Below are 11101 nucleotides of genomic sequence, written 5' to 3' on the forward strand. Positions count from 1 at the left end.
CTATATCTACATGATTTTCATTAGGTGTTGCATTTAATATTGCAATTCATAGTTAAGATTTTGTAGGTAATTTATATGTGCTACTTCATCCAGCAGAAATTTTATACGCACATTTCATACCAAACCTTTAGTTACTTGCTTTTGTCTCTGTCTCTTCTTTTTCGTTATCTTGTCCTTTCTGTTGATCCTTAACTTTTTTAACAACAGAAATATTTCTATAACGTGACAAACCTGTTCCAGCAGGAATTAGTTTACCTATTATCACATTTTCTTTTAATCCCAAAAGCGGATCTACTTTACCTTTTATAGCTGCATCTGTAAGCACCCTCGTCGTCTCCTGGAAAGAAGCAGCTGATAAGAAAGAATCTGTTGCCAGAGCCGCCTTTGTAATCCCCAAAAGTGCTCTTCTTCCAGTAGCAGGCCGTAATCCCTTTTCAACCGCTTTTTTGTTTTCCTCTTCGAATTTAAACATATCTATAAGCTCTCCAGGAAGCATTGAAGTATCACCTGGGTCTTCTACTTTTACTTTTCTCATCATCTGCCTTATTATTACTTCAATGTGCTTATCATTTATTTCAACACCCTGCAATCTATAAACCTTTTGGACTTCTTGTAGCAAATAAGTCTGTACTGCAAATATTCCTTTTATCTTCAAAAGGTCATGAGGATTTACAGACCCTTCCGTCAACTCATCCCCAGCTTGAATCACTTGGCCATCATGAACTTTAAGTCTTGAACCATAAGGAATGAGATAAGTCTTAGAAATATTGTTTTCTTCATCCGTTACAATGACTTCTCTTCTTTTCTTTGACTCATTAATTCTTACAACACCGGAAATTTCAGAAATTACAGCAAGTCCTTTTGGTTTTCTTGCTTCAAAAAGTTCTTCTACTCTTGGAAAACCTTGCGTAATGTCAAAACCTGCTACACCACCCGTATGGAATGTTCTCATAGTAAGCTGTGTACCTGGTTCACCTATAGCCTGTGCAGCAATAATTCCCACTGCTTCGCCTATATTTACAAGTTCTCCTGTTGCAAGGTCTCTGCCATAGCACATCCTACATACGCCATGTCTCGACCTGCATGTCAAAAGTGACCTTATTTTTACTTTAGTAATACCTGCTTTTTCTATCTTTTCTGCTTCCACTTCGTTTATCAATTCATTTCTTCTGACAATTATATTACCTTCATTATCAACAACATCTTCAGCTGCAATTCTTCCTATTATTCTGTCAGTTAATCTTTCAATTATTTCGTTTCCTTCTCTTATTTCTTCTACATAAATTCCCTCATCAGTTCCACAATCTTCTTCCCTGACTATTACATCTTGGCTAACATCAACTAATCTTCTTGTTAAATAACCAGAATCTGCAGTCCTTAAAGCTGTGTCCGCAAGACCTTTCCTTGCACCGTGAGTAGATATGAAGAATTCCAACACATTAAGACCTTCTCTAAAGTTAGACCTTATAGGAAGCTCAATAATTCTTCCTGAAGGATCTGCCATAAGCCCCCTCATGCCTGCTAACTGTCTTATCTGGTTTTTACTTCCCCTTGCTCCTGAATGAGCCATCATAAATATAGGATTAAATTTGTCCAAACTCGCCATCAAAGCCTCTGTAACTTTTTCTGTAGTCATATTCCATGTTTTTATTATGCTCTCATATCTCTCTTCCTCAGATATGAGACCACGTCTGAATTGGCTTTCAATCTTACTTACCATTTCATCTGCTTCTTTTAGAAGCTTCTCTTTTTCTTTGGGTATTACCATGTCAGATACGCTAACAGTAATGGCTGCTTTTGTAGAATATCTAAACCCTAACTCTTTGATTTTATCAAGAGTTTCTGCTGTTTTTGTTGGTCCGTGTAATCTGTATGCTCTATCTAAAATTTTCCCCAATTTAGATTTATCTACTAAATCATTAATTTCTAAGTCAAAAGCAGTTTCAGGATTAGATCTATCTACATAACCTAAATCCTGCGGAATTGCTTCATTAAATAGAATTTTTCCCACTGTTGTCTCAATTATTTTCGATTTTTTAACTCCATCAATTTCTTTTGTCATTTTTACTTTTATCTTCGCATGAATGTGAATGTATCCCAGTTGGTATGCCATAATAGCTTCTTCAGGACTTGAAAAATACTTACCCTCGCCTGGAACTCCATCTTCATCTGCTGTTAAATAATAGCAACCTAATACCATGTCTTGAGTAGGCGTCATAACAGGTTTTCCATCTTGAGGCTTGAGTATGTTATTAGCAGCTAGCATTAAAAATCTTGCTTCAGCTTGAGCTTCCATTGAAAGGGGCACATGGACAGCCATCTGGTCACCATCAAAGTCTGCATTATAAGCTGTACATACAAGGGGATGAAGCTTTATAGCTCTTCCTTCAACCAACACCGGCTCAAAAGCTTGAATACCCAATCTGTGGAGGGTAGGAGCTCTGTTTAACAACACAGGATGTTCTTTAATAACTTCCTCTAATACATCCCACACCTCAGGCTTTACTTTTTCAACCATCCTCTTAGCGCTTTTTATATGCTGCGCCAAACCCTCGTCTACTAACTTCTTCATTACAAAAGGCTTAAAAAGTTCTAATGCCATTTCTTTTGGCAAACCACATTGATAAACCTTAAGTTCTGGCCCTACTACTATAACGGAACGCCCTGAATAATCTACCCTCTTACCTAAAAGATTTTGTCTGAATCTTCCTTGCTTACCTTTTAACATATCAGAAAGGGATTTTAAAGGTCTGTTGCCAGGACCTGTAACAGGCCTTCCTCTTCTTCCATTATCTATCAAGGCATCTACTGCTTCTTGCAACATTCTTTTTTCATTTCTCACTATAATATCCGGAGCCCCTAAGTCTAAAAGTTTCTTCAATCTATTATTTCTGTTGATTACTCTTCTGTACAAATCATTAAGGTCTGAAGTTGCAAACCGCCCACCATCCAACTGCACCATAGGTCTCAAATCAGGAGGAATTACAGGTATAACATCTAAAATCATCCATTCAGGGCGATTTCCTGAATCTATAAAAGCTTGCACTACCTCTAATCTTCTAATCGCTCTTACCCTTTTTTGACCAGTAGATTCCCTTATTTCAGCCTTCAATTCTTTGCTTAATTTTTCTAAATCTATTTCCTGTAACAATTCCTTTACAGCTTCTGCTCCCATCCCCGCTCTAAATCTATGTCCATATTTATCCAAATATTCTCTGTACTCTTTCTCTGACAATAACTGCTTTTTAGTAAGAGGAGTATCCCCTGGGTCAATAACCACATATGATACAAAGTATAACACTTTTTCCAAGGCTCTTGGGGACATATCAAGAAGGAGGCCCATTCTACTAGGAATTCCCTTTACATACCATATATGGGCAACAGGGGCAGCAAGCTCAATGTGCCCCATCCTTTCCCTTCTAACCTTAGACCTTGTCACCTCAACACCACATCTATCACAAACTACACCCTTGTATCTTACTCTTTTATATTTGCCACAATGACATTCCCAGTCTTTAGTAGGCCCAAAAATTCTTTCACAAAAAAGACCATCTCTTTCCGGTTTTAACGTTCTATAATTGATAGTTTCAGGTTTTTTCACCTCGCCTCTTGACCATTCTCTTATTTTTTCAGGAGATGCCAATCCTATTTTAATAGCTTCAAAATTTTTTAACTGAAACAAGGAGTGTCGCTCCTTTCTTCAATAAATTTTGGTTTTAACCAATCAAATATCAAAATCTTCTAAATCTAAATCATTATTTTCTATGTCAAAGCTATCAGGCTCAAAGTCAATATCCTCTGGCAAATCTTCGGTCTCTTCTTCGTAACTTTCTTCATATACTTCTTCTGGCGGCGTATCTTCGCGACCTTCTATGTTGATATTCAAAGTAGCATCCGGCACATCAGAATCGTCATCCTCTTCAAATTCTTTCAGCGGAATTTCTTGATTATCTTCCGTAATAACTTTGACATCCAATGCTAAGCTTTGAAGTTCTTTAACAAGTACCTTAAAAGATTCTGGAATACCTGGTTCTGGTATGTTTTCACCTTTGACAATAGCTTCATAAGTTTTTACACGACCTGCTACATCGTCAGACTTTACCGTTAAAATCTCCTGTAAAGTATGAGCTGCACCATATGCCTCTAGTGCCCATACTTCCATCTCACCAAATCTTTGTCCACCAAACTGAGCTTTTCCACCCAAAGGTTGCTGAGTAACTAAAGAATATGGTCCAGTAGACCTTGCATGCATCTTATCATCGACTAAGTGGTGAAGCTTCAGCATGTACATATAACCTACTGTAACTTTATTATCAAATGGTTCACCTGTTCTTCCATCGTACAATTGTACTTTGCCATCTGGAGAAAAACCCGATTTAGTCAAAAGTTCTTGTATATCGTCTTCCGTTGCTCCATCAAAAACAGGTGTAATAATCTCCCATCCCAACGCCTTTGCCACAAGGCCCAAGTGAACTTCTAAAACCTGACCAATGTTCATGCGGGATGGAACACCTAATGGATTTAAGCATATCTGCAAAGGTGTACCATCTGGCAAAAATGGCATATCTTCTATCGGAAGTATTCTTGAAATAACACCTTTGTTACCATGACGACCTGCCATTTTATCTCCAACGGCAATTTTCCTCTTTTGAGCGACAAATACTCTTACCATTTGGTTGACTCCTGGCGGCAATTCATCACCATTTTCTCTGGAATAAACTTTAACATCCACAACTATACCTGACTCACCATGAGGAACGCGCAAAGAAGTATCTCTTACTTCTCTTGCTTTTTCTCCAAAAATAGCTCTTAAAAGTCTTTCTTCAGCCGTAAGTTCCGTCTCACCTTTTGGAGTAACTTTACCTACCAATATGTCACCAGCTGTAACTTCCGCACCTATGCGTATTATACCTCTCTCATCTAAATCTTTTAAAGCGTCTTCCCCTACATTCGGGATTTCTCTCGTAATCTCTTCTGGACCTAGTTTAGTATCTCTAGCTTCTGCATCGTATTCCTCAATGTGAATAGAAGTTAAAGAATCATCCCTTACCAATTCTTCACTTATCAAAATAGCATCTTCATAATTGTAACCTTCCCAAGGCATAAATCCTACTAAAACATTTTTTCCAAGAGCGAGTTCACCATGGTCAGTAGAAGGTCCATCGCATATAACTTGCCCTTTTTTGACTTCATCTCCTTCATTTACAATAGGTCTTTGGTTTATACAAGTTCCCTGGTTTGACCTCTTAAATTTAAGTAAATTATACTCATCTTTTCTACCATCCTTTGTTCTAATTACAACTTTATCAGCAGTTACCTTTTCTACTACTCCATCGTTTTTCGCTAATACTACTACGCCAGAATCAACAGCCGCCTTATATTCTATACCTGTTCCAATTATTGGTGCTTCCGTTTTTATAAGTGGTACTGCCTGCCTTTGCATGTTAGAACCCATCAAGGCTCTATTAGCATCATCATTTTCCAAGAAAGGGATCAAAGAAGTAGCCACAGACACTATCTGTTTTGGTGAAACGTCCATGAAATCCACTTCAGTTGGAGGTACAGCTATTATCTCTTCTTTTAATCTACATACCACTTTATCATTAATAAATCTGTTGTTTTCATCTAATGGTTCATTAGCCTGAGCTATAATATATTCATCTTCTTCATCTGCAGTCATATATACAATTTCATCTGTAACTGTACCTGTTGTCTTATCTACTTTCCTGTACGGAGCTTCGATAAATCCATATTCATTAACGCGAGCATAAGTAGTCAAAGATCCAATCAAACCTATGTTTGGTCCTTCAGGAGTTTCAATAGGACAAATTCTTCCATAGTGGGAATAGTGCACATCTCTTACCTCAAATCCTGCTCTTTCTCGGCTAAGACCACCGGGACCTAAAGCACTTACTCTTCTTTTATGAGTAAGTTCTGACAAAGGATTAGTTTGGTCCATAAATTGAGAAAGTTGTGAACTTCCAAAAAATTCTCTAATGGCTGCAACAACCGGACGAATATTTATAAGGTTTTGAGGAGTAATTTCATTCACATCTTGGATTGTCATCCTTTCTTTGACTACTCTTTCTAATCTCGCAAGTCCAATTCTAAATTGGTTTTGCAATAACTCTCCTACAGACCTGAGTCTCCTATTCCCTAAGTGATCTATATCATCTATCGAACCTATTCCATGGGCTAAATTTAATTGATAATTTACAGTAGCTATAATGTCATCCTTAGTAATATGCTTAGGAATAAGTTCATCTATTCTATTTTTTATTTCATTTATCACTGCCTCTTCATCGGAGAAATTGTCTAGTATTTCTTTCAACACACTTAAATTTACTGCTTCTTTTATATTTAAGCTAGACACATCATAAGGCATAGGATATTTATTTATGTCTACCGTATTATTGCCTATTACTTTCACTACCTTACCTTCTACTAAAACTTCTACTTCATTTATACCACAATTTTGAATTTCTTCTGCCTTTTCTTTTGAAATTTTTTCTCCTTCCTCTACTAATATCTCACCTGTAACAGGATTGACAATTTTTTTTGCACTTTTTAAGTTTGCAATTCTCGCTTTTAACGCAAGTTTTTTATTAAATTTATAGCGTCCTACCTTTGCCAAATCATACCTTTTTGCATCAAAAAATAGCGCATATAAAAGGCTTTTGGCACTCTCAACAGTAGGCGGCTCCCCTGGTCTTAATCTTTTATAAATTTCTATTAAAGCCTCTTCTTCTGATTTTGTAGTATCTTTATCTAAAGTAGCCTTAAGTTTTTCTTCTTCCCCTAAAAGGTCAAGAATTTGAATATCACTACTATATCCCAAAGCCCTTAATAATACGGTAATTGGAACTTTCCTCGTCCTGTCAATTCTAACATATACTACATCATTTGAATCTTCTTCATATTCTAGCCAAGCTCCTCTATTTGGAATTACAGTTGCAGAAATTAATCTTTTGCCAAATTTATCAAACTGCTGTTCATAATATACTCCGGGAGATCTCACTAACTGACTTACAATTACACGTTCTGCTCCATTTATGATAAAAGTACCTTTTTCGGTCATTAATGGGAAATCCCCCATAAATACTTCAGATTCCTTAATTTCCCCTGTTTCCCTATTGGTAAGACGCACTTTAACTTTCATCGGTACTGCATATGTAGTGTCTCTATCTTTACATTCTTCTACAGAATACTTGGGGGTATTTTCTAATCTATAATCCACAAATTCCAAAGCCAAATTTCCCGTAAAGCTCTCTATTGGGGAAATTTCTCTAAAAACTTCTCTCAATCCCTCCTCTAAAAACCATTTGTAGGACTTCTTTTGAACTTCAATAAGGTCGGGCATCTGTAGAACTTCATCAATTTTGGCAAAGCTCATTCTTGTCTTGTTGCCCACTTGTACAGGACGTACCATCCGTTTCACCCCTTAAAAAATGTAAATTACCAAAAGTTTAAAAACTTTTGGATTTCGCATAAAATAACCCTATTTTACCATTATTATTCACCAGCAGTCCTCATCTTATACATATATTGACAAATAAAAAAGGCGACTATTAATGCAATTTATTATAATAGCACAAGAGTAGATTTATGTCAACAATTCCCCATAAAAAAATAAGGGCAAACTTTTGCCCTTATTTTATTTCTACTTTTGCACCAACTTCTTCGAATTTTGCTTTGATTTGATTTGCCTCATCCTTGCTTACTCCTTCTTTAACCGGCTTTGGAGCACTTTCTACTAAATCTTTTGCTTCTTTTAGCCCTAAACCTGTTACTTCTCTTACAACCTTGATAACTTTTATCTTGTCACTACCTACTTCCTGTAAAATAACATCAAATTCTGTTTTTTCTTCAGCTGGTGCTCCAGCTGCTGGTGCTCCAGCTGTTGGTGCTGCTGTTACTACAGGAGCTGCCGCAGATACACCAAATTCTTCCTCCAAAGCTTTTACCAACTCGGCTAATTCTAAAACTGTCATATTTTTTATGGCTTCCAAAATTTCCTCTTTGCTCATTTTTTCTACCTCCATCTTAAAATTTTTTTATTTTCAAGCTTCAGCTTGCTTTTTCTCTTTCACTGCATTTAAAGCATAAAGCAGGCTTCTCAAAGTACCAGACAACACAAAAACAAGGTTGGTAATAGGAGCTTTCATGCTGCCCAAAGCTTTCGCCACGAGCTCTTCCCTTGAAGGAAGCTTCGCTAAAGCCTTAATTTCCTCAACTGTCACTAACTTTCCATTTACAAGACCTGCTTTTAACTCAATACCCTTGTGATCTTTCATAAATTCCACAAGAACTTTAGCAGGCGCAACAGGATCATCATATCCAAAAGCTACAGAAGTTGGTCCTTCAAAATACTTAATTAAATCATCTCCATAACCTAGTTCCTTAGCTGCAATAGTCATTAAAGTATTTTTGTAGACTTTGTACTCAGAATTAGCTTCTCTAAATTTACGCCTTAAAATTGTATCATCTTCTACAGTTAGTCCACTAAAGCTTGAAAAAATCACAGTTTGCGCTCGTGACAATTTGTCTTTAAATTCTGCTACGATTTGTTGCTTTTTCTCTTTTGTGGTTCCCACCTTCCCACCTCCTTAAAAATTTAAAAAGGATCCCGTAGACACGAGGATCCCCTTTGGGAATTTATTTTAAAAAACCTCGGTGGGATTTACGTGCAATAGCACACCCACTGTCTACGGTCTTTCGTATTCAATTTCAACGTCACTTATTATACATTACATCTCGTTAATAGTCAACAACTTTTATTAAAAAATCTTTAAAGGATTAACCTTCACACCTGGACCCATTGTAGAAGATAACACTACACTTTTGATGTATTGCCCTTTTGTAGCTGCCGGTTTGGACTTGATTATAGCATCCATAACTGCTCTGAAGTTTTCTAACAACTTCTCTTTCCCAAAGGATTTTTTCCCTATGGGAACGTGAATTATGCCTCCTTTATCTACCCTATACTCAATTTTACCAGCTTTAATTTCTTTAATAGCTTTTTCTAAATCAAACGTCACAGTACCTGATTTAGGATTTGGCATTAATCCTTTTGGTCCTAATATTTTACCTAATCTACCTACAACTCCCATCATGTCAGGGGTTGCCACTACAACATCATAATCAAACCAATTCTCATTTTGTATTTTTGCCACTAATTCTTCTGCTCCAACATAATCAGCACCAGCTGTTTCTGCTTCTTTAGCTTTTTCACCTTTTGCAAAAACTAATACTTTCACACTTTTTCCTGTTCCATGAGGAAGTACTACTGTACCTCTTACTTGTTGGTCAGCGTGCCTTGGGTCAACACCTAATCTTACGGCTAAATCAATAGTTTCGTCAAAATTCGCTTTTGCAGTTTTCAAAACAATATCCATTGCTTCATCACTGGAATATTGTTGTGTCTTGTCATATAACTTTAAGCTCTCTAAATATTTTTTTCCGCGTTTCAATTTTCTAACCTCCTTGTGGTATTATCGGACTTTCCTCCCACTTATTTTTATACAATCTCTATACCCATGCTTCTTGCAGTACCTGCTATCATTCGCATAGCAGCTTCTATATCAGAAGCATTTAAATCCCTCATCTTGATTTCAGCAATTTCTCTGAGCTGCTCTTTTGTAATTTTCCCAACTTTTTGTTTATTAGGTTGCGGAGAACCTGATTCTATTCCAGCTGCCTTTTTAAGTAGCACAGCCGCCGGTGGAGTTTTAGTTATAAAACTAAAGGACCTATCCGAATATATTGTAATAACAACAGGAATTATTAGCCCTGCGTCTTTGGCTGTTCTTTCATTAAATTCCTTGCAAAAAGCCATTATATTAACACCATGAGGTCCTAACGCAGTACCTACTGGTGGCGCAGGAGTAGCTTTTCCTGCTGGCAACTGTATTTTTACAACTGCTGCCACTTTCTTTGCCATGACTACACCTCCTTATAAAACTAAAATGACTTTTCACTTTTTTATATTTTTTGAAGTTGTACAAGGTCAAATTCAACCGGTGTCTCTCTTCCAAACATAGAAATTAAAACTTTCGCCTTTTGTCTATCCGGATAAATTTCTTCTACTACTCCAATAAAATTTTCGAAAGGTCCTGAAATAACCCTAACCGTATCTTTTACATTAAAGTCAACTGCAGTTGGAATCTCTTTTATTCCTAAAGCTCTAACTTCTGCTTCAGTCAATGGTACCGGTTTAGAACCAGGACCTACAAATCCTGTAACACCCCTGGTATTTCGCACTACATACCAAGTATCATCTGTCATAATCATTTTCACCAAAACATAACCCGGAAAAATTTTTTTCTCAACAGTTTTCTTTTTTCCATCTTTTATTTCAACAACTTTTTCCGTAGGAACAATAATTTGGTGAATTAAATGCTGCAAATTTCTATTTTCTACTATTTTTTCTAGGTTAGCTTTAACTTTGTTTTCATATCCAGAATAGGTATGAACCACATACCACTTTGCATTTTCTTTTTCTGACATAGTCAATCTTGGGGACTCGCCCCAACCTCCTTTAAACTTTAATAATGAGCTTTAAAAGATAACTAAAAACTGAGTCAATTAAAAAAATGAATACTGTAAAAAAAGCCATTACTATTAGTACAATTTCAGTGTAAGTTATCATGCTTTCTTTACTTGGCCATGTCACCTTTTTCATTTCTGCCCTTACATCTTTAAAAAATTTGACAAATTTTCTTCCTTCACCGGCCATTTCCTCACATCCTCTTGAAATTTTAAAACCTACTTAGTCTCTCTATGCAAGGTATGCTTTTTGCAGAATTTGCAATATTTCATTAGTTCTAATCTATCAGGGTCATTCTTTTTATTTTTTGTGGTATGGTAATTTCTATTCTTGCACTCAGTACACGCCAACGTAATTTTTACTCTCAATTATTACACCTCCCGGTGATTCGGCTGCTTAGTCAAATTTATCATAAATATAACTTCTTGTCAATCACCACAAGCAAAATAAAAAAGTACAAATTTAACTCAAAAGAAGCCAGGTTTGAACCCGGCTTCTCTTTACTCTATGATAGCTGACACGACGCCAGCACCTACTGTACGGCCGCCTTCTCTT

At 36.5% G+C, this 11101-nt stretch carries 9 protein-coding genes and 1 other annotated feature; all 9 genes read right to left on the reverse strand.

Translation table 11 applies throughout. The annotated features are described in order from the left end of the window. Nucleotides 1-127: 127 nt before the first annotated feature. Nucleotides 128-3682, reverse strand: coding sequence for a DNA-directed RNA polymerase subunit beta' (rpoC, locus tag I4N53_RS01465; protein WP_214495418.1), 3555 nt, complete (start codon nt 3680-3682; stop codon nt 128-130). A 42-nt stretch (nt 3683-3724) separates the two neighbouring features. After that, nucleotides 3725-7429, reverse strand: coding sequence for a DNA-directed RNA polymerase subunit beta (gene rpoB / locus I4N53_RS01470; protein WP_214495419.1), 3705 nt, complete (start codon nt 7427-7429; stop codon nt 3725-3727). Nucleotides 7430-7649: 220 nt separating this feature from the next. Continuing rightward, nucleotides 7650-8027 carry a 50S ribosomal protein L7/L12 gene (gene rplL, locus I4N53_RS01475; protein WP_214495420.1) on the reverse strand — a complete coding sequence of 126 codons (378 nt, stop codon included), beginning with the start codon at nt 8025-8027 and terminating at the stop codon, nt 7650-7652. A 33-nt stretch (nt 8028-8060) separates the two neighbouring features. Further along, nucleotides 8061-8594, reverse strand: a complete 534-nt coding sequence (rplJ, locus tag I4N53_RS01480; protein ID WP_012995923.1) for a 50S ribosomal protein L10 — start codon at nt 8592-8594, stop codon at nt 8061-8063. Between the two features lie 12 nt (nt 8595-8606). After that, nucleotides 8607-8729, reverse strand: a sequence feature (ribosomal protein L10 leader region). A 48-nt stretch (nt 8730-8777) separates the two neighbouring features. Further along, nucleotides 8778-9470 carry a 50S ribosomal protein L1 gene (rplA, locus tag I4N53_RS01485; RefSeq protein WP_214495421.1) on the reverse strand — a complete coding sequence of 231 codons (693 nt, stop codon included), beginning with the start codon at nt 9468-9470 and terminating at the stop codon, nt 8778-8780. A 47-nt stretch (nt 9471-9517) separates the two neighbouring features. Continuing rightward, on the reverse strand, nt 9518-9940 hold the full coding sequence (gene rplK, locus I4N53_RS01490) for a 50S ribosomal protein L11 (protein ID WP_012995925.1): 423 nt from the start codon (nt 9938-9940) through the stop codon (nt 9518-9520). Between the two features lie 41 nt (nt 9941-9981). Then, nucleotides 9982-10506, reverse strand: a complete 525-nt coding sequence (nusG, locus tag I4N53_RS01495) for a transcription termination/antitermination protein NusG (protein WP_214495422.1) — start codon at nt 10504-10506, stop codon at nt 9982-9984. Between the two features lie 31 nt (nt 10507-10537). Next, the gene (secE, locus tag I4N53_RS01500) at nt 10538-10735 is read right to left on the reverse strand and encodes a preprotein translocase subunit SecE (RefSeq protein ID WP_028992513.1); all 198 of its coding nucleotides are present in this window, start codon (nt 10733-10735) and stop codon (nt 10538-10540) included. A gap of 29 nt (nt 10736-10764) precedes the next feature. Beyond that, nucleotides 10765-10914, reverse strand: coding sequence for a 50S ribosomal protein L33 (rpmG, locus tag I4N53_RS01505; protein WP_004402360.1), 150 nt, complete (start codon nt 10912-10914; stop codon nt 10765-10767). Between the last annotated feature and the right edge of the window lie 187 nt (nt 10915-11101).

Origin of the sequence: Thermoanaerobacter sp. CM-CNRG TB177, from assembly GCF_018588165.1 — a bacterium.
Taxonomy (GTDB): Bacteria; Bacillota; Thermoanaerobacteria; order Thermoanaerobacterales; family Thermoanaerobacteraceae; genus Thermoanaerobacter; species Thermoanaerobacter thermocopriae.

Coding starts and splice junctions, on each gene's coding strand:
- rpoB (WP_214495419.1), bottom strand. CDS start 7,429: ATGGTACGTCCTGTACAAGTGGGCAACAAGACAAGAATGAGCTTTGCC.
- rplL (WP_214495420.1), bottom strand. CDS start 8,027: ATGAGCAAAGAGGAAATTTTGGAAGCCATAAAAAATATGACAGTTTTA.
- rplK (WP_012995925.1), bottom strand. CDS start 9,940: ATGGCAAAGAAAGTGGCAGCAGTTGTAAAAATACAGTTGCCAGCAGGA.
- nusG (WP_214495422.1), bottom strand. CDS start 10,506: ATGTCAGAAAAAGAAAATGCAAAGTGGTATGTGGTTCATACCTATTCT.
- secE (WP_028992513.1), bottom strand. CDS start 10,735: ATGGCCGGTGAAGGAAGAAAATTTGTCAAATTTTTTAAAGATGTAAGG.